Below are 20,217 nucleotides of genomic sequence, written 5' to 3'. Positions count from 1 at the left end.
AGAAATAGGCACTTCAGCATGGTTATCAATCGTTGCCCTGGCTCCCGAAAACTTGCAGCTCTACGCGAAGCGCAACCGAGGCGCATGTCCACTGCGCCCGTTGTTCTGTGGCCTGCTCGAGGTGTATCACGTCGGAGTTCCGACGGCACGAACATCCTTCAGGGCGCTCAGAGCACTTAGGTACTTACTGGGAAAATCACGGCGCAGCGTTGTCCATTCCCTTTGCTCAGAAGTGAGTTAGGCGCGCCTCGACTAAGCTTCGGCTTGCGAGCGCGGAGCCGATTTAACTGCCAAATGCTTGTGCGCCGGCGAAATCGATCCCGTGTTTGCCGCAACCAAATCTGGGGAAGTGCAGGGGAACATCTCGAATGGCTTTGCGCGGAGGGCACAGGTAATCGAGTCGACTGTCGTTGTTGACGAAAATCGGTCCACGTAAAGCACTAGCTGTGAGCTTTCAGGAGGTTGTCCATTCGGCCCTGACCGAGGAAGCTGAGGTTGCTGAAGCTTCAGATTCCGAGGGGAGAACCGAATGGACACTCATAAGAATGCGCCTCTGACGCCGAAAGGTCGAGAGGCGATGGTGCGGAGCGTGATCGAAGGCGGCCTGACGAAGGCCGCAGCCGCGCTCCGGTTCAACGTTACAGCGAAGACGGTCGCCAAATGGGTCAACCGCTTCGGCGCGGAAGGTGTGGAGGGGTTGCGTGATCGTTCCTCACGGCCGCTTTCATTGCCGAACCAAACCCCGCCTGCCACGTGCGCTGCCGTCGAGGCGTTGCGCCGGCAGCGCCACACCGGCAGGCAGATCGCGGCCGAGGTCAGCGTCTCGCCGGCGACCGTGAGCCGCATCCTGCGGCGGTTGGGATTGAACCGATTGCGCAACTTGGAACCGGCGGAGCCGGTGCGGCGCTATGAGCGTGAACAGCCCGGCGAACTGATCCATATCGACATCAAAAAGCTCGGCAAGTTCAATCGGATCGGCCATCGCATCACCGGTGACCGAACCGGCCAGAGCAGCCAGCGCGCCCGCGGCGAAGGGCCGGGCTGGGAGTACGTCCACGTCTGCATCGACGATGCCTCCCGGATTGCCTTCAGCAAGGTCATGACGAGCGAGCGAAAGGGCTGCGCCGTGGCCTTCCTCAAGGTGGCGATCGCTTACTACGCAAGCCTGGGCGTCAAGGTCGAGCGGGTGATGACCGACAACGGCGCTTGCTACAAATCCGTTGCCTTCCGCAGAGCCTGCAAACGTCTCGGCCTCAAGCACATCCGTACCAAACCCTACACGCCGAAGACCAACGGCAAGGCCGAGCGCTTCATCCAGACCAGCTTGCGCGAGTGGGCCTATGCCCGCGCCTACAGCACCTCAAAAGAACGTGCCGCCGAACTGCCAAGATGGCTTCACCGCTACAATTGGCATCGCCCTCATGGCAGTATCGGCTCTATGCCACCCATCAGCAGACTCGCTCAAACCAGGAACAACCTGTTGAGGCTCCACAACTAGCGAGCATGGGGTTTTCGGGCGGGGCTACATCCAAATTTAGCGCAGATGAATTCGTGGAGGCGAACGGTCTCTTCATCACGTCCTGCTTGATCGCTGATATGCAATTGCCTGCGGGTGACCGGCTTCTATCTTTGGGCTCATCTGCTCGCATCCTTGCATCAGGAAGGGACATTCCCATCTTCCGATCACGAGGCGAGCTGGGGCGAGCGGGCTTCGAACCGGCCTTTCCCACCAGCTCAGTAAGTCAATCAGCGATCGCGAAATGCTCGCATCCATAGAGCCATGCTCAAGAGCCAAATCGTTCGCTGCGGGTACCGACAATCTTGTCGTCTCAAGATATCGTGACGTCGCCATACGCACTCAGATGCGCAGGAGGATTTGCTAGGAAATGAGCTCCTCTCGCCGACCACATCGAACTGTTCGAGTTTTATGGCTTCGGATCGCCTAGCGAGTTCGTCGAAAACTATTCGTGGGCAATCGAAGGGGCGGGTGAGAGACCTGAGTTCTATGCAATCGGCTACAACGCACGCGGCCTGAGGTCACGCCGGCTTACTGCGCCGCTTCATCCAGCGATGCATCTATCGGTAGGCGAATCAGGATTGTCCGCAGTGCGTGCTGATCGTGAGAGGATCACGACTTCTATGCTCATCCTGTGTGCGCTGATCAGCCCGTTCATCTAGCGCACCGAAGTGAGTGTCGAGACGCACATTTACTAAGTCCCAGAGCCAGTTCACGATTGGACGAAGGCCCGGAGCTAATGCAGAGCGCGCTGCGGCGAAGCGTGCTTGCGGGAATTCGAATTCGGCTGGCTGCGTGCATCGAAGCTTTCTGCTTATGTCGGAACTCGCCAAAGCTGTTGCAAACGCGACATTCAGCCCGAAAAACGCAGAGCATTCATCTACATCGTAACTGGCCCAAATACTGCTTTGCGCTCAGGGGTGAGGTAATACAGATGGAGGCGCGTTTGATTCTCGACTTGAGAAACGACGATGCAGTTGCCGGTTCGCCGTCGGCGACGGACGTGCGCTGTCCATTTCAGGACGATAGGGACCGCATTCAGCAGGGAGAGCGGAAGACCATGGTGCAGACCGGCGCGTCGCGCGGCATTGGCCACGCCACCGGAAAGCTGTTTTCGGAAGCGGGCTGGCGCGTCATTACTTGCGCGCGCCAACCGTTCGATTGAACTCAGGCGCAGACGACCATGTCCAGGTTGAACTCAATAACCATCGCCTGCTGCCGCGTGTCATCGCTGAGATCAAGTGGCGCCTCGCAGGCGCGCCGTTGCATGCATTGGTCAACAATGCCAGCATTTCACCGGAGACTTCGAATGGCGAACGAATGACGTTATTGACGCTGTCAGTCAAAACCTGGATTGGCGTGCTCCACCACAAACTGGTCGCGCCGATCCTGCTGCCGCAACGCCTTTTTCACGAGCTGAGAGCTGCGTCAGGTTCGATTGTCAATGTGACATCAATGGCAGGTTCGCCGGTGCACTCGTTTGCCGGTAGCGCCTATGGGACATCAATAGTTGCGCTCGCGTGTCTCGCGCGCGAAATGGCGCACGACTATCGCCGCATGGCCTTCGCGTCAATGCGATCGCGCCGGCGAGATCAAGATGGACATTGTGTCGCCCGACACGGAAGCGTGTCTTGTCGCAAACATCCCGCTGCGCCCGGTGGGCGCGCCCGAAGAAGTCGCAAAGGTCATCCTCTTCCTATGCGCGGCTGCAGCGAGTTATGCCACCGGCACGGATGTGCCATCAATGGTGGCCAGCAGCTGTGATCGGACGTACCCGGCAAATCACAGCGGAGTTGAGTTACATCAAGCAAAATCGCGTTTGCTCCGAAAGTGCGCGCGCCAATCGTTCTGCGGGCAATTACACCGCGTTCGAAAACGGCGTCTATACTGCCTGCGCGCAGTACAAAGACGACCCGAAGAAGTCGCCGATGTGGCAGGAAAGGGTGCGCGCATCATTCACGACCAGACCGACAAAATGCTGCATTTCGAGAACGCGCAGCTCGATTCTTCGGCGTGCCGATGGCGTATCTGCTGTATTTTTCGACGCTTGATCCGACTGTGAAGCGCAAGACGGACTTCCTGATGCCGGCCTACAGCTCCAACTCCTATAGCTGCGCGGTTGAGACCCGGTTCTACTGGGCGATCGCGGCGGCATATGACTCGACCTTCAATCCGTGCTTCACCACCAAGCTGAATACGCTATTCCAGGGCGAGTTCCGCCAGCGGCTGATCAACGGCTCTTACCAGATCCGCGCCTATGGCATTAACCAGCTCGAACTCGGCGCGTTCGCCGGGGAGCCGGCAACCGCGACTTCCACAGCGGCGTATACACCAAGGCCAGTTCGCGCTCGCTATCGGAAGACCGGAGGCGAAGCACTCCTGGGTGGGCGCGGCTCGGTCGGGCAGCCCCAAGAACCAGCGATCGAGCGCGCAATTCATTCCCGTCACAAACTGCTGCCTTGCGCGCTACTCAGCGGTTTCGGCTAGTCGCGGTGTCTCGAGGAAAGAGGGAATCATGAGCGCACATGAAAGCATGAAGCATGCGGAGCATGCCGAGCACGCGGCTGGCGAGAACAAGAAGATCGCACTGCTGATCGCCATGCTGGCGCTGTTCCTTGCAATCTCGGAGACGCTCGGCAAGAGCGCGCACACCGAAGCGAACCGTGAGCACATCAAGGCTGCCAGTGACTGGGCGTTCTTCCAGGCCAAGAAGATGCGCGGCACCGTGGTGCAGACCGCGGCCGAGCTGACCAAGCTCATCCAGCGCTCGGAAACGGATGAGGCGATCAAAGCTGCCATGCAGAAGCAGATCGAGGACTGGGAGAAGAGCGTCGCGCGCTCTGCCTCGGAGCCGGAAACCGGCGAAGGCACCGCGCAGTTCTCCGCAAGAGCCAAACATGCCGAGCACGAGCGCGACAAGGCTGCGGCAAAGTATTACCATTTCGAGCTGGCCTCGGCGGCGTTCCAGATCGGAATCGTGTTGGCGTCGACGACCGTCATAACTGGCATGCTTGCGCTCGCTTATGTGAGCGGCGTGCTAACGCTTGTCGGAATCGGGGTGACGGCGCTCGGCGTTTGGTGGCCGCACATCCTGCATCTGCACTGAGAACGGTCCGCACGTTGGTCCACTGTGGTCCCCACGCAGGCCAGCCTCATAGCGCGGGATACATCGATTGCGGATGGTAGGAGTACCGGCGCGCGAGTATTTGCCAAAACGTTCCCATGAGGGTCAGGTGGGTCTCCGGCCTGCCGGAACGCCAATCGAGGGTCGAACGTGAGCCGGAATCGGCGGCTAAGATTATCGCACGCGCTTTTGCCAAAGAGCTAGATCAGGCGCAGCGTGCGCGGACCAGCTCTCGGCCTTACCGGACCGAGGAGTGACCCGCCAGCACGCGATTATCCTCAACGAGCGCCGCGCAACAGACTGTGCGATGCCCGCGCACTTGCCAACGGTTTTTGATGGCTCTCCAAATCGACGCAGAGTATCATGAAGAACCAATACTGCTAGATTCCATAGCAACGCTGCGAACCGTTACACGCAGGAGATCCTGCACCGCAAATGGTCTCGCTTGAGGGTGGATTGAGAAAGACGATTATCTAAAACGCGTTTTTTGCAGGTGCGTGCTTATGATGAACGAGGGCTGTTCGTACTAAGCATCGAGATCTGGATTGTTGCGAAGAGTAGGCGATGAGACGCTCTGCGCGAATTGAAGTCGCGTGGACCTTCCCGTTCTCTTGTGGGGAGGAGCCATCTGGAAGGCCTCCCGCAATAGTACCTCGCGCATCCAGATGCTTTCAGGATCACTGTTGTGAAAGGCGGGCCATTGGACGGCCTCAGTGAACACTGGAAGTGGCAGCGGAAGTTCGACGATCTGCAGAGGCATCGTTTCTTCGAAATGCTTCACCAACCTTAAGGGCATTGTCGCTATACGGCCGGTGTGTAACAGCATGGGCGGTATCAAGCTAAAGCTCTGGACAACGACCTCGATGCGTCGCTTGAGAGGGGGGTCGAGCAGCAACCATTTGTCCCCCAAGAGCTTGCGCGTACGCCCAAACTTGACTGCAACGTGCCCCATCGACGCGTATCTTTCGAATGTAAGCCGAGCTGGCAGCTGCTTGTTGGAACGGCAGCCCACGCACACGAGTGTCTCCTCGAATAGTGTCGCTTTAGGATGCGCGTTTGACAGGAGCACTTCCGGCAAGATGAGAAAATCGACCTCACCGCGCCGAAGAAGCCCATCGGGGTCATCCACGAGTGGCAGCAGTTCGAAGCTAACGTCGGGAGCGTCCCGGGCGATCCGGTCCATAATCTTTCGAAAGAACACGATTGTCGTGAAGTCGGAAAGGATAATCTTGAAGCGGCGGGTCGACCTTGCCGGGTTGAACGCGTCGCGCGAAATAATGGAGCGCTGGATGTGCACCAGAGCCTCGCGAACCGGCGCGGCAAGCCCCTCCGCGCGCGGTGTTGCGACAAGTTTGCGGCCGCTCATCGTGAATAGTTCATCACGGAAATACGCCCGCAGCCGGGCGAGGGCAGCGCTCATTGCCGGCTGGCTCAGGTTGATGCTGCGTGCCGCCGCCGTGAGATTGCGCTGGGTCATCAGCGCGTCGAGCACAACGAGGAGATTTAGATCGAGGCCCTTGAAACGCAAGTATTTTTACTCCGCATTGAGCAACAACGGCTATTCCCATGGACAATCTCCGTCTCAGCCGAGAGACGATCCTTCTGGCTTCACGCGCAATCGAGAAGAATGCCCTCGTACTCGCCCGAGAGCATGTTGATGCGAACGAGCGGGCAGCCCGGCGTGGAAGACGCCTGCAGCTTGAGGCGGGCCTTGCTCGCTCCGACGATCGCTCATGCCGCTAAATTGATCCATGCGGATCGGTGCCTCGCTAGTGCCCTTACACCGGCAGCGCTGCACGCTAACGCACTATCGACCGGGTGGCGTTGCTTGGGTCGCAATTGAAATCTTACAACCTGACGCAGCGTGCGATTCAAGCGACTTCATTGAACTAGTTGAACATTGGTTTCTATTCTTCAAGATGCTCGTCTTGCAAAATGTTTTAACCAGACCTGCTAAGCCCCCGCCTTGGCGGGGCGAAACCCCGCAGTTCTACAGCTGCGGGAATGAAGTCCCTTGGGGAACCGCCAAGAACCCTCAAGGAGACCATGATGGAAGCAGAGTACAACCATCCTTATCCCGCGACTTGGGAGTGCAAGTACCACGTCGTGGTCACGCCGAATTACCGCAAGAAATTGCTGTTCGGAACATCAAGCGACACTTGGGCCAAGCATTTTACGATCTGGCGCGACGAAGGAGTGCCGGATCGAGCAGAGGCACTTGATGCCTGATCACGTTAATGAGCTGATATCGATACCTCCGAAGTATTCGGTAGTGCAGATCATCGGATGTATGAAGGGGAAGAGCTCGATATGGATCGCGCAGAATGTCGAGCGCAAGATGCGAAATTTCCTGGGCCACAAATTCTGGGTTTGCGGATATTTTGTCACGACCGTAGGCGGGATGAGGAAATGATCCGCGCCTACATCAGAAATCTGGAATTGGCTGACCAGCAGCTGGTTGAGCTAAAGATCTCAGCCGTCCCAAAATCCCAACATTCGTCCTACGTCCCTTAAAACCGCCTTTGGCGGGTTCCTCATCAAACCTCCGCTCTGCTAGAGGTTATTGGCTCGCCTCGTGGAGACGGGCTGCCGTATGTTGGCCACCGCAATCGTCGAAAACATTCCGTTGCGACGTCTGGCTAATTCTTAGAACGCGGCGGCTCTTGCCAGACGACGCGCTCAAGAGTCTATCCGCGGCTCGGAGAAGAAAGAATGGATCGCTTGATTAAACGATAGAGTAGATGGCGAGCATCAGAGTTATCTGAACGCGAAGTCGCCCCGGCTGTGGCCTCGAAATGCAGCGTTTGTTTTGCATGAAGATGGCGTATATGCCTCTCGCAGAGCATTTCGCGATACAAGTTGCAGGATAGAAAGGTCCGAGGAGACCTTTGAAGCATCTCAAGGATATATCTGGATTGACGAAGAGCAGGTGCACGCTTGAGGGTAAAGTTACGAGCGGGAGGGTCTTCGAATGGTCTCATGTAGAGAAGGCATACGGGAGGCCTCCTGGATTAATATCTCCCGCATCCAGATGCTTGCCGGATCGGTATTGTGAAGGGCGGGCCATTGGACGACCTCAGTGAATGTTGGAAGTGGCAGCGGAAGTTCGACGATCCGTAGCGGCATCGTGTTTTCCAAATGCTTAACCAGCCTTTGTGGCATCGTTCCTATACGCTTAGTGCCTACTAGCATTGGTGGGATCATGCTAAAGTTTTGCACAACCACCTCAATGCGTCTCTTTTGACGGGGTTCGAGCAGGAACCGTTCTTCGATCAAGGGCTTGCGCGTACGCCCGAACCTGACTGCAACGTGCCCCATCGACGCGTATCTTTCGAATGTAAGCTGAGCTGGCAGCTGCTTGTTGGAACGGCAGCCCACGCACACGAGTGTCTCCTCGAATAGTGTCGCTTTAGGATGCGCGTTCGACAGGAACACTTCCGGCAAGATGAGAAAATCCACCTCACCGCGCCGAAGAAGCCTGTCGGGGTCATCCGCGACTGGCAGCAGTTCGAAAGTGACGCCGGGAGCGTCCCGGGCGATCCGGTCCACAACTTTTCGAAAGAACACGACTGTCGTGAAGTCCGAAAGGATAATCTTGAAGCGGCGGGTCGACCTTGCCGGGTTGAACGCGTCGCGCGAAATAATGGAGCGCTGGATGTGCACCAGAGCCTCGCGAACCGGCGCGGCGAGCCCCTCCGCGCGCGGTGTTGCGACAAGTTCGCGGCCGCTCATCGTGAATAGTTCATCGCGGAAATACGCCCGCAGCCGGGCGAGGGCAGCGCTCATTGCCGGCTGGCTCAGGTTGATGCTGCGTGCCGCCGCCGTGAGATTGCGCTGGGTCATCAGCGCGTCGAGCACAACGAGGAGATTTAGATCGAGGCCTTTGAAACGCATGATCTTGAGTTATCCATGGTGTAGATGATTTACATCAAAACAATCGATTGTACCAATCTTACGGAATGACGGATAGCAAAACGTCGGAGAAATCGAAGTCAGGCAGGCAGGATGAATAACGATCTTTGCCCCGGCTCTGAGAGACATTCTCAAATGTATGATGAGCGTCAATCCACCGGTGTGTCCATTGCGGCGACTTTCGGCGGCTTGCGCAATCTGCATTGGCTGGAGTCGGTACGACAAGCGTCGCGTGGACGCCGACTGCTGATAAACCTTCGTATAGTATTCCCAAGCCTTCGTATATTGGCCGTTCGCGTCCGTACGGCTGAACCGGCGCTCGACTTCGGCTTAGCTGCACGAGCTGCTCGCAGTCATCAACTCCACTCACCTATGCTGGACACTGCGCGGGGGCAGCCATGAATATAATCGTCTCCAGTTCGGCGGGAGGTCTCTCCATGCGCTCTCAGGTGCAGTGGAGGGTGTGCTGGGAGAATGAATTGCAACTCGCCGACCACATCGGATTGTCCGAGTTCTTCCGAAAGACCTACGGACCGACTGGCGAGTTTAATGCAAATCCATTCGAAGGCGGTCGAAGTTGGGCCGGCGCGAGGCCAGAGCTCCGTATCATCGGCTATGACACTGGCGGCGTCGCTGCTCACATCGGCATACTGCGCCGTTTCATCAAGGTCGGAGAAGTCGACCTATTGGTGGCCGAGCTCGGATTGTACGGTGTACGCCCGGATCTTGAGGGACTCGGAATCACCCACTCAATGCGCGTGATGTATCCAGTACTCCAGCAGCTTGGCGTTCCATTCGGCTTTGGCGCTGTTAGGTACGCGCTGAAGGGACATTTTGCAAGGCTGCTCGAACGGCCGGGTCTTGCCACCGTTCTGTCGGGGGTTCGCGTGCGGTCAACCCTCCCAGATGTGTATCTCAACCTGTCGCCCACGCGCACCGAAGATGTGCTCGTTGTGGTTCTACCACTTGGAAGGCCGATCAGCGAGTGGCCGACCGGTACGATGATTGATCGGAACGGGCCAGAGCTGTGACATATCTCAACTGCTCGACCGCAATGCGTAGCGAGTGCGCTGAGGCCAACGGACATCGCAACGTCTATTTAACGTTCGACGACGGTCCTAATCCGCTTTGCACACCGGATGTCCTCGATGTGCTGGCGGAACATAGGGTCCCTGCGACGTTCTTCGTCATCGGCGCGTACGCCGTGGACCAGCCGAAGCTAATCCGACGGATGATCGCAGAAGGGCACGAAGTCGCAAATCATACGATGAATCATCCGGACCTATCCAGATGCGAATCCGCCGAAGTGCAGCATGAAATACTAACGGCGAGCAGCGCGATCAGCATGGCATGCCCCCAGGCCTCGGTGCGGCACATGCGTGCACCGTATGGTGTGTGGACCGAAGAAGCGCTCGCTATATCAGCGAAGGCTGGACTGGCGGCCCTTCACTGGTCGGTCGACCCGCGAGACTGGTCTCGTCCTGGCGTCGACGCGATCATCGACACGGTGCTAGCCTCTCTTCGGCCGGGTGCAATTGTGCTCCTGCACGACGGATGTCCTCCCGACGAGGCCGGACGAGGCACTCATGCTGGCCTGCGCGACCAGACTCTCAAGGCGCTCTCCCGCCTGATTCCAGCAATCCATGACCGTGGATTTGCAATCCGCTCGCTTCCACAATCTCACTGAACACACAGGCCCCTATGAACCTGCTTGCTACAACCAGCACTGCCGCTGTCTTGTCTTATGCGCTGCTCTCGACTGTTTATAAGAGCGTGCAGACGCTTTATGCTCTGCCGACAGACGTTTCGTTGCTGTCGGAGAACGGAGTTGATGCCGGCGCTTTGCCGAGCGTGGATGTCATCGTGCCCTGCTTCAACGAGGACCCACGCACGCTATCGGCATGCCTTGAGTCCCTCGCAAATCAAGACTACGCAGGAACTCTGCAAGTCTATGTGGTTGATGACGGTTCGGGAAATATCAACGCTGTGGCGCCCGTCCACGACACCTACGCAGACGATCAAAGGTTCAGCTTCGTTCTGCTGCCAAAGAATGTTGGAAAGCGCAAGGCGCAGATCGCCGCGATACGGCGCTCATCCGGAGAGTTGGTGCTCAATGTCGACTCGGACACGATTCTCACCCGCGATGTGATCACAAAGCTTGCGCGGAAGATGCAGAATCCAGCGATCGGCGCGGCCATGGGTCAGTTGACAGCCAGCAACCGAAGCGACACCTGGCTGACCAGGTTAATTGATATGGAATACTGGCTGGCTTGCAACGAAGAGCGCGCGGCACAGGCTCGCTTCGGTGCCGTTATGTGTTGCTGCGGCCCCTGTGCTATGTACCGCCGGACCGCGCTTCTTTTGCTGCTTGATCAGTACGAGACCCAGCTTTTTCGGGGAAAGCCAAGCGACTTCGGTGAGGATCGGCATCTTACCATCCTCATGCTGAAAGCAGGGTTTCGGACCGAGTACGTTCCGGACGCCATCGCCGCAACAGTGGTCCCGGATAGCTTAAGGCCTTATCTGCGCCAACAACTCCGCTGGGCGCGGAGCACTTTCCGGGACACGCTGCTTGCGCTGCGCCTGCTGTCAGGTCTCGATCGCTATCTCACGCTAGACGTTGTCGGGCAGAATCTCGGGCCGCTATTGCTCGCCCTTTCATTATTAACAGGGATCGCGCAGCTCGCATTTACAGCCACAGTGCCCTGGGGGACATGTCTACTGATCGCATTAATGACCATCGTCCGCTGCAGCGTGGCAGCTTTTCGTGCTCGCCAACTTCGATTTCTAGGCTTTTCTCTGCACACACTCATCAACCTCTTTCTGTTGCTACCCGTGAAAGCCTACGCGTTGTGTACATTGAGCAACAGCGATTGGCTGTCACGCAAGGCTGCCAACGCACCTAACGGGGGTGAAAAGCATGTCGTCATCCGAAGTCCGATCGCTGTACCAAGCACTACAGGAGCTTCGGAATTCTGTGGGTCGATTGGCAGGGCGGATCTTTCGCGCGACCCTTCGAGGTTGGTGACGTCTGACAGTGCTTGCAGTGGCAAGTGATCGTGCGCTTTTATCGAGGTAAACGAACGGTGAAGTTGAATAAGAACTATGAGTTGTTAGAGCGGGAGTTGACTTCCGACGATCCGTGGCGGCTCGATGGGAGCCGGTTCGAACGGGAGCGTCATACGCAAATGCTCCGGCTATCGCTGTCCCAGGGGTTCATCGCAAATGCCCTCGAGATCGGATGCGCGGCCGGCTCATTCACGGAAAAGCTAGCACCGCACTGCGAACGACTCACCGTGATCGATGTGGTGCCGCGGGCGATTGGCCGGGCGTGCCAACGAACAAAGAGATGGTCGCACATTAAATGGATAACCTCCGACATTCAGCAGTTCTCGACCGCGGAGCGATTCGATCTAATTGTTGTGGCGGAAGTTCTCTATTACGTCGATGACGTGGCCGGGATGCGAGCGGCGATCAGCAACCTCGTGGCTATGCTTGCGCCAGATGGGCTTCTGGTTTTCGGATCGGCGCGTGATGCCCTTTGCCATCGCTGGGGGCACGGTGCTGGTGCCGAGACGGTCATCAGTATGTTGAACGAAAGGTTGATCGAGATCGAGCGCCTGCAGTGCCGGGGTGAGTCGGATAACGAAGACTGCTTGCTCGCATGCTTTCGGAAGCCGAAACCCCGTTTGTGACAATTACATGGAGGCAATATGCGCATCTGCGGTATCAAGCTCACGCATGATGGGACGATAGCCCTTGTCGATAATGGGCGGCTGGTCTTTTGCGTCGAACAGGAAAAACGGGGCAACAATCCGCGTTATCAAACCATTGACAATCTAGACGCAGTTGTTGTCGCTTTGGCGGAGCACGGTCTGGATCCGCAGGATATTGATCAGTTCGTCATCGACGGGTGGGACGGGGAGGTCGAATCGCAATTCCAGATCCTCAGTGGGGCCGTGCCCATCACGCTCAAAGGAGCGCCGTATGTGGAGCGCGAACCCAAGGGTCTCCTCGCCAGGCACGAGGGCGGTAACCTCATGCTGGACGGCAGAGACTTCCCTTACAGGAGCTATCCGCACGTCACAGGACATGTCGCATCCGCATACTGCACAAGTCCTTTTGCCAAAGCCGGGCAACCCGCCTTCTGCCTGGTGTGGGACGGCGCAATCTTTCCACGCCTGTACTATGTGAAACGCCGCGGCGCCCGGTTCATCGAATATCTGTTTCCGATCATAGGCCATGCCTATGCTGCCGCTGGCCATCACTTCGGACCCTACAAGCAGCCGACCCGGACCAACTGGGACCTAGGCGTTGCCGGCAAGCTGATGGCCTACATAGGGCTTGGATCTGTTGATGAAGGCATCGTGGCGGTATTTCACGAGCTCTATGACGAGCACTTTGCGGGCTATACGGAGCTTGCCCGCCGGTATCGTGCGGACGTTAACAACACGCAGTCGTCACTTGCGGCCATGCACGACTTCTTCGAAGCTAGCGCGCTTCGGTTGCAGGACGAGGCACCCCAAGATGTGCTTGCATCATTTCATTCTTTCCTCGAGCGTCTCCTACTCTGCCAGATGGAGGCTGCTTTGCAGCGGCATCGGCGTGCTCCGGGACCGCGCAATTTGTGCATAGCCGGGGGATGCGGATTGAATATCAAATGGAACAGTGCACTACGTGCCAGCGGCCTGTTCGATGCTGTCTGGGTGCCACCGTTTCCAAATGACAGCGGCTCGGCAATCGGTGCCGCTTGCGCCGCGATGGCGGCGCAGGATGGCTTCCTGCCACTGGAATGGTCAGTCTATAGTGGTCCACGCCTACAAGGTAGCGATGTGCCGCCCGAATGGGAGGCTGCGCCTTGCAGCATGCGTGAACTCGCTACCATCCTTGCGAGTAACCAGCCTGTAATCTTCCTTGCCGGGCACGCTGAGCTTGGACCGCGGTCGTTGGGTGGCAGAGGCATTCTCGCAGCCGCGACTACGGCGCGAATGAAGGATCATCTCAACCACATCAAACGTCGGGAACAGTTCCGGCCCGTCGCGCCGATATGCCTGGAGGACCGTGCACCTGATATTTTCGACCCAGGAACACCAGATCCTTACATGCTTTTCGATCACCAGACCCGGGCTGAATGGCGGGATAAAGTCCCCGCCGTTGTGCATCTCGACGGTTCGGCGAGATTGCAAACGATTTCCAGAACCTCAAAGCACAAGGTCGCCGAGCTTCTCGTCGAATATGAAAAACTCACGGGCATTCCGCTGCTTTGCAATACGAGTGCCAACCACCATGGACGTGGGTTCTTCCCGGATGTCGCAGCGGCCTGCCAGTGGGGACGCGTTAAGCACGTGTGGTGCGACGGCTTGCTCTGGACGAAAACGGCCGCAACCGAGCCGGCTCCGGCCGAGCAGCTTCTTGCAAGCTAAGATGAACGTATGTCCACCGTAGCAATCGACCTTAACGGCGTAAAGAAGTCATATGGCGCCAAGTTCGTCGTCAACGGACTGTCGTTCGTCGTTGCGAAGGGCGAGTGCTTCGGCCTGCTGGGACCGAACGGAGCGGGCAAGAGTACGATTGCGCGTATGGTCCTCGGCATGGTACGGCCTGACGCCGGCAAGATCACGGTGCTTGGCGAGCCAATGCCGGCACGCGCTCGCTTGGCACGCATGCGCATCGGAGTGGTGCCGCAGTTCGACAACCTTGAACTCGCATTCACCGTACGCGAGAACCTACTAGTATTCGGGCGCTACTTCAGCATGAGCGCACGCGAAGTCGAAGCGATCGTGCCATCACTGCTGGAGTTCGCTCGCCTCGAGAGCAAGGCCGATGCACGCGTCGCGGAACTGTCCGGCGGCATGAAGCGGCGGCTGACGCTGGCGCGTGCGCTCATCAACGACCCGCATTTGCTGATAATGGACGAGCCGACCACCGGCCTTGATCCACACGGACGCCATCTTATCTGGGAACGCTTACGATTGCTTCTAGCCCGCGGCAAGACGATTCTTTTAACCACCCACTTCATGGAAGAGGCCGAGCGGCTGTGCGATCGGCTGTGTGTACTTGAGGATGGACGAAAGATCACCGAAGGCAAGCCTCATACGCTGATCGATGAGCAGATCGGCTGCGACGTTATCGAGATCTATGGCGGCAATCCGCATGAGTTGTCTGCGCTGATCAAACCATACGCGCGGCGCATCGAGGTGAGTGGCGAGACACTCTTTTGCTATGCGCCAGACCCAGAGCCGGTTCGCGTGCGGCTGCGTGGGCATGCCGGTCTACGCCTTCTGCAGCGCCCTGCGAACCTTGAGGATGTCTTTTTGCGACTAACAGGGCGCGAGATGGAGAAATGAATGATGGGGGAAGGCTATGTGGCGGTCATGCCCGCGAACGCATACAACTGGATAGCGGTATGGCGTCGCAATTGTCTGGCATGGAGGAAAGTCGCGCCTGCATCGCTTCTAGGTAATCTTGCGGATCCCATGACGAATCTTTTTGGTCTTGGCTTTGGACTCGGAATAATCGTGGGACGCGTTGACGGCGCTTCATATATTGCGTTTCTTGCGGCCGGCATGGTCGCAACCAGCGCGATGACGTCCGCGACCTTTGAAGCGATGTATGCAGCCTTCGCTCGCATGGAGGCTAACCGCACCTGGGAAGCAATCCTATGCACACAGCTCACGCTAGGCGACATCGTTCTCGGTGAATTGGCGTGGGCAGCCACCAAGGCCGTTCTGGCCGGAACGACAATAGCGATTGTTGCGGCCACGCTGGGCTATGCGAGGTGGCCCTCCATTCTTTATGCGATGCCAGTAATTGCCCTCACTGGCGTTGTCTTCGCGAGCCTTGCGATGGTCGTCATATCGCTTGCGCCCACTTACGACTACTTCGTGTTTTACCAGACGCTTGTCATCACGCCGATGGTCTTCCTCTGCGGCGCAGTGTTCCCAGTAACCCAGTTGCCCAGCGCATTTCAGCACGTCACCGGCCTGTTACCTCTGGCACATTCGGTTGAACTCCTTCGCCCAGTGATGCTTGAGCGCCCGGCAGACGGCGTCGCCCTGCATATCGGTGCGCTTTGCATGTACGCGGTCCTGCCGTTCTTCCTGTCGATGGCGCTGTTTCGTCGGCGCCTGATGCGTTGACGCGACGTTCCCGAGAAAAACGGAGATACACGATGCAATATCGCGAAGTGGGCCGCAGCGGCTTAAGACGGCGCAGCATGCAACAGTCGCACCTAGGGCGCTTTATTCGAAAGATGACCCCTTTAGCGCAGGGGGCGCGATCTTTCATCAACAGTTGGCGATTCGTTGCAAGTACCCATGCCGCGTCTGGACTGCGACTGAAGCACGATACCGCAAGCAGGGAAGCCAGTCTGTCGCGAAAGGGAGTCCAGTCAATCTATAAGCACTACGGAGCGCCGGCACTACGATCGGATGAGCTCATGTCGTTGAGCCGCGCGGACCTTGCGCAAGGTTTCCTGGAGGCTGGTGACGTCTGACTGGCGTTCGCAGCGGCGGGCGACAGTTCCGCCGAATTAGCTGGAATCTTCTGAAATCAGGCCAATAGGGCCACCTTGTCACGAGTTATGGAGGGTTAAGATGCTGTGTTTGGGAGTAAGCGGGGGGCTAGACAAAGTTTATGAAAATCCACTCGAACTTGCGAACACATTTCTGCATGATGGCGCTGCGGTGCTCGTCCGGGACGGACGCGTGATTGCGGCGGTTGAAGAAGAGCGCCTCAATCGAATCAAGCACTCCAACAAGTTCCCGGTGAGTTCGATTCAATACTGCCTTTCGGCAGCGGGAGTGCAGCTCAGCGACATCGACCGTATCGCGTTCTACGCTACCGAGGCCTATTCCAATGCCATGCTCGAACGCCTGTCGGTTTCCCAACCGGACATCTCCACTCCGTTGGACGCCAAACTGTTGCTGCGGATGTTACTAGCGCAGGAGTTCGGTACTGAGGTTGATGCATCGCGTGTCTCATTCGTAGCTCATCACATGGCGCATGCCGTCAGCGCGTTTGCAATGTCGGGACTCGAGGAAAGTTTGATCTTCGCCATCGATGGCGGTGGTGATTTCCTCTCAGGTCTCTTGGCGCGAGGTTCTGGAACCGATGTGACGCAACTCGAAACGTTTACGGAGAATAATTCTCTAGGGCTGTTTTATCTCGAGACGATTCGATATCTCGGTTATGGATTATTCGACGAATATAAGGTCATGGGGCTTGCCCCTTACGGGGATCCCGCTCCGCATCGGGAGCTCTTCAAACAGTTCTACGAACTCACCGATAATGGTGGCTATCGCGTCTACCTGGATCGCATCGGTCCGACGTTACTCCGCAACATCCAGGTTCGGCGAAAGGGAATGCCATTCACGCAGCAACATCGAGACGTGAGTGCCTCATTGCAGGAAGCGCTGGAGCAAATTGTGTTTCACATCCTCAGGCATCATCGCGACGCCACCGGTATGAAGCGGTTGTGCCTAGCAGGAGGGGTAGCCCACAACTGCACCATGAATGGTAAGCTGCTGTATTCAGGGCTCTTCGAAGACATCTTTGTGCAACCCGCGGCGCACGACGCTGGCTGCGCGTTAGGAGCTGCACTGATGATGTCTAACGAGCTCGGACGGCCCGCGCCGCGTGAGCGATTGCAGGAGGTCTATTGGGGTCCTGATCTCGGGAGCGACCGCGTCGTAGAGCAGGAGCTGAATGCATGGGTCGGGCATCTCGACGTTGAACGGAGCGACGACGTGGCAAGGAGTGCAGCCGACTGGATGGCTAGTGGCGCGGTGATCGGCTGGGTGCAAGGTCGTTCCGAGTTCGGGCCACGCGCGCTTGGCAACCGCAGCATTCTTGCCGACCCTCGGCCTGCCGCAAACAAGGACCGGATCAATGCAATGGTCAAGAAGCGCGAGGGCTATCGACCGTTCGCGCCATCAGTGCTTGAGGAGGATGCGCGCGAATTTTTCGACCTCCCGGATGGCAAGCGCGAATTCCCTTTTATGAACTTCGTAGTTCGCGTGCGCGACGCCAAGCGCGACTTGCTAGGCGCCATTACGCACGTTGACGGTACGGCGCGGCTTCAAACAGTATCGCGCAAGACAAATCCTGCCTACTGGGAGCTTATTAACGAGTTCAAGAAGCGGACGGGCATACCAGTTCTGTTAAATACCTCGTTTAACAACAATGCCGAGCCGATCGTGGATTCGGTTGCAGATGCGATTGCCACATTTCTGACAACAGAGCTGGATGGACTTGTGGTCGGGTCTTTCCTTGTCAAAAAGCGGGCTGCAACGACAGCGGACTGGACCGCGCTCGCGGTTTCGTTGCCGGCTTATACATCCCTTTATCGATTCCGCGCTTACACCGGCAGAGATCGCCAGGAGACAGTCTCCGAGATTCGTACCAGCTTCTCCAGCCGTGCCAGTATGCGCATTTCCCATGATTTGTTCGATCTGCTGATGCGGATAGAGGGTGAAGCCGTGCTCGGGGATCTGCTCGATGCAATTACGTTCGATCAGGCTAGGCGTGAAGCTCTCGTCAAGGAACTCCGGGGGGTGTGGGAGCAGCGCCGGGTCCGACTACATCCCGCACACTCCTCGCGGGTGCATCAAGACATGCAATCAAATGCCGAACGAAGCATAAGAGGCACGCATGAATATGGCCGTGTCCAAATCTCAGTATGAGGGGAGCCGTGAGACGGGTATTCGGCGGCTGAGCTCTTGGTTGTAGCTTCGAGCCCAGCAGGAGCTCGGCAGAGCCAAGGCCCTTACACCGCTTCTGTGCGACGTGGTCCATGCGTAAAAAAAAGGTCGAAAGGCCGCTAAGGAGCGGAGTGCCATCCCGCTGTAGTCAAGTACGTCAACAGCAACATTTCTGCTGGGCAAAGTAAGGCCGGAAAGCATCCAGCCCATCGTCTCCACGGGAGCTGTGCTGCGAACGAACTCCCAGCCCGATTAGCTAGCATCTTTATCGCTGACAACAGCGAAGCCACAACTAGAGTTTCGATAATGTCCCTATCCATGCGGTATCCCTGAGCGGTGCAACGCAAATGCTTGTTGGAGGCTCGATGAAGGATCGGTTCGTTATTTCTCGACGACGCACTGGTTTCGGTGATTGCCTGTGGTCGCTTGCAGCAGCTTGGCGTTATGCGCAGCGGACGGGGCGGACCCTAGCCATCGATTGGCGCGGCTCCTGTTATCTTGATGAACCATTCACGAACGCCTTTCCGGTGTTTTTCGAACCAGTTCAAGACATTGGCGGCGTACGCACTATCTGCGATGACCAGATCAATCAGTTCTCATTCCCGAGTCCATTTTTCCCAGGCTGGTGGAATAGGTCGCCGATCGACTGCGTTTACCGGCCAGATGAACAAATTTTCCGAGAACGTGACGAGCTTAGTCATCTATTCGAAACCCAACAGGATACTGCAGCTAACACCGTGGTTTGTGATGCTTGTTTGATGTGGCGCTGCGATGAAAACGCGGAACGACAGATATTTCAGAGCATCAAACCGCGGTCTGACATCCAAGCTCGAATTGATTCGGTTTATCAGGAACACTTCAAGGGACACTCCATTGTTGGAGTTCATGTTCGACACGGCAACGGCGAAGATATTATGGGGCATACGCCCTACTGGGCCGATCCGGAGCTCGCTTTACAGCAGGTATGTACTGCCATTCATAAGGCCAAAGCGCTACCGCATCCAAGACCTGTAAGGGTGTTCTTGTGTACGGACAGCGCGCAGGTTCTTGATCGGCTATCGGGTGTGTTTCCCGATCTTTTCACTATCCCAAAACGTTTCCTAGCGCCTCAGGCCGGGCCATTACATAGCGCAGACCTCGGGGCCGATGGCGGCTTTTCCGCTCTCATCGAGATGTATCTTCTTGGGCGATGCGATACCGTGATTCGTTTTCCGCCGACTAGCGCCTTCACGCGCTATGCGCGCCTTTTCGTGCCCCAAGTCATTGAGTTCGACTTGAATGACCCCAATCGTTTGATCTTGATTGAAGAATCGTCCGCAGATCTGTCGGCTGTATGAGTGCCATAACGAGCAGTCCTCGTTGATGTATCGCCCGTTTCCATTGCGCGGCAAAGCCATTAGTCCTCTCGGCGATGCTGTTTCATCTCTTTCTCGAGAGCTCGCAAAACTGGGTCAGGAGGGTCGACGACGTTTCCACGCCCGTCGTACCCCTTCGCACCGACCAACAGGCTTGTGATCGAGAGTACGTGGGACGTGCTGGGAGGTCCGGCGTTTTCAGCTTCTCGTCCCGCCAGCATTCAGATGGGAGAAGCTGGGACCGTTGACCAGGCGGTGTAGGGAGTCTGATGAAAGTGGTGCCGCTTTGCAGACGAACCTCACGTAGGGCGTAGGTCACGTCAGTTTTCTAGCCCGAGCCATGTAAGCAGCACGGCAGCTGTCGTACTTTGCGACTGGATTCTTGATCTGGGAAGAGGCGCCCCACTTGTTCATCGGCTCGCTTCATGAGACAAACAGACCCCAGTCGATCGAGAGAGGATGAATTGAAATGGCATCGACGGCAGGCTGGTTCTCAAGACGCGCTGAGCGCCAAAGCAACAGCGCGTCCTCCTTCGCGCATCGAATGGATGAGATCGTACCAAGTAACTTGCTAGCGGTTCGGTCTTGGCTCAACCTAGATCGCGGACC

General features: G+C 57.2%; 14 protein-coding genes and 3 pseudogenes. 15 read left to right on the top strand and 2 right to left on the bottom strand.

The genetic code is table 11. The features are described 5' to 3' along the window. Nucleotides 1-529 precede the first annotated feature (529 nt). The 5 genes and pseudogenes from RX331_RS24500 to RX331_RS24485 all read left to right on the top strand — a co-directional run bounded on the left by RX331_RS24500 (nt 530) and on the right by RX331_RS24485 (nt 4,622). Nucleotides 530-1,498 carry an IS481 family transposase gene (locus RX331_RS24500; RefSeq protein WP_317252435.1) on the top strand — a complete coding sequence of 323 codons (969 nt, stop codon included), beginning with the start codon at nt 530-532 and terminating at the stop codon, nt 1,496-1,498. Between the two features lie 410 nt (nt 1,499-1,908). Continuing rightward, nucleotides 1,909-2,178 (top strand): hypothetical protein, encoded by a 270-nt coding sequence (locus RX331_RS38945; protein ID WP_410708316.1) that lies wholly within the window; start codon nt 1,909-1,911, stop codon nt 2,176-2,178. 272 nt (nt 2,179-2,450) lie between these two features. After that, nucleotides 2,451-3,280: pseudogene (locus RX331_RS24495) on the top strand (SDR family oxidoreductase). A 65-nt stretch (nt 3,281-3,345) separates the two neighbouring features. Beyond that, nucleotides 3,346-3,817, top strand: a pseudogene (locus RX331_RS24490) (LPS-assembly protein LptD); the annotation flags it as partial. Nucleotides 3,818-4,031: 214 nt separating this feature from the next. Beyond that, nucleotides 4,032-4,622, top strand: a complete 591-nt coding sequence (locus RX331_RS24485) for a DUF4337 domain-containing protein (RefSeq protein ID WP_317252434.1) — start codon at nt 4,032-4,034, stop codon at nt 4,620-4,622. A gap of 544 nt (nt 4,623-5,166) precedes the next feature. On the opposite strand, the gene RX331_RS24480 is transcribed toward RX331_RS24485, so the two are convergent. After that, nucleotides 5,167-6,168: a LysR family transcriptional regulator gene (locus tag RX331_RS24480; protein ID WP_317252433.1), complete on the bottom strand. Its 1,002-nt coding sequence runs from the start codon at nt 6,166-6,168 to the stop codon at nt 5,167-5,169. Nucleotides 6,169-6,689: 521 nt separating this feature from the next. Here RX331_RS24480 and tnpA point away from each other — a divergent pair. Then, a pseudogene (gene tnpA / locus RX331_RS24475) lies at nt 6,690-7,154 on the top strand (IS200/IS605 family transposase). A gap of 435 nt (nt 7,155-7,589) precedes the next feature. On the opposite strand, the gene RX331_RS24470 reads toward tnpA, so the two are convergent. Continuing rightward, on the bottom strand, nt 7,590-8,534 hold the full coding sequence (locus RX331_RS24470; RefSeq protein WP_317252432.1) for a LysR family transcriptional regulator: 945 nt from the start codon (nt 8,532-8,534) through the stop codon (nt 7,590-7,592). A gap of 416 nt (nt 8,535-8,950) precedes the next feature. Between RX331_RS24470 and RX331_RS24465 the strand changes: the two genes are divergently transcribed. The 9 genes from RX331_RS24465 (at nt 8,951) to RX331_RS24425 (ending at nt 19,590) form a co-directional block, all read left to right on the top strand. After that, nucleotides 8,951-9,583 carry a NodA family N-acyltransferase gene (locus tag RX331_RS24465; RefSeq protein ID WP_317252431.1) on the top strand — a complete coding sequence of 211 codons (633 nt, stop codon included), beginning with the start codon at nt 8,951-8,953 and terminating at the stop codon, nt 9,581-9,583. A 23-nt stretch (nt 9,584-9,606) separates the two neighbouring features. After that, on the top strand, nt 9,607-10,239 hold the full coding sequence (gene nodB / locus RX331_RS24460) for a chitooligosaccharide deacetylase NodB (protein WP_317258233.1): 633 nt from the start codon (nt 9,607-9,609) through the stop codon (nt 10,237-10,239). 14 nt (nt 10,240-10,253) lie between these two features. Continuing rightward, entirely contained in the window at nt 10,254-11,609 is a 1,356-nt protein-coding gene (nodC, locus tag RX331_RS24455; protein ID WP_317252430.1) for a chitooligosaccharide synthase NodC, read from the top strand. Nucleotides 11,610-11,638: 29 nt separating this feature from the next. Continuing rightward, nucleotides 11,639-12,247 carry a nodulation methyltransferase NodS gene (gene nodS, locus RX331_RS24450; RefSeq protein WP_317258232.1) on the top strand — a complete coding sequence of 203 codons (609 nt, stop codon included), beginning with the start codon at nt 11,639-11,641 and terminating at the stop codon, nt 12,245-12,247. An 18-nt stretch (nt 12,248-12,265) separates the two neighbouring features. Next, a complete protein-coding gene (nodU, locus tag RX331_RS24445; protein WP_317252429.1) occupies nt 12,266-13,975 on the top strand; it encodes a nodulation protein NodU in 1,710 nt (569 codons plus the stop codon). 9 nt (nt 13,976-13,984) lie between these two features. Continuing rightward, nucleotides 13,985-14,899, top strand: a complete 915-nt coding sequence (gene nodI / locus RX331_RS24440; RefSeq protein ID WP_317252428.1) for a nodulation factor ABC transporter ATP-binding protein NodI — start codon at nt 13,985-13,987, stop codon at nt 14,897-14,899. Between the two features lie 3 nt (nt 14,900-14,902). Further along, complete coding sequence (locus RX331_RS24435) at nt 14,903-15,691, top strand: ABC transporter permease (RefSeq protein ID WP_317258231.1); 789 nt, start codon at nt 14,903-14,905, stop codon at nt 15,689-15,691. Between the two features lie 456 nt (nt 15,692-16,147). Then, entirely contained in the window at nt 16,148-18,235 is a 2,088-nt protein-coding gene (locus RX331_RS24430) for a carbamoyltransferase (RefSeq protein WP_317252427.1), read from the top strand. 365 nt (nt 18,236-18,600) lie between these two features. Next, nucleotides 18,601-19,590 carry a nodulation protein NodZ gene (locus tag RX331_RS24425; protein WP_317252426.1) on the top strand — a complete coding sequence of 330 codons (990 nt, stop codon included), beginning with the start codon at nt 18,601-18,603 and terminating at the stop codon, nt 19,588-19,590. Nucleotides 19,591-20,217 lie beyond the last annotated feature (627 nt).

The sequence above is a fragment of the Bradyrhizobium sp. BWA-3-5 genome, assembly GCF_032917985.1.
In the GTDB taxonomy this organism is placed as follows: domain Bacteria; phylum Pseudomonadota; class Alphaproteobacteria; order Rhizobiales; family Xanthobacteraceae; genus Bradyrhizobium.
Note: the sequence above shows the minus strand (reverse complement) of the source record. Positions and strands in the feature narration are given on the sequence as shown.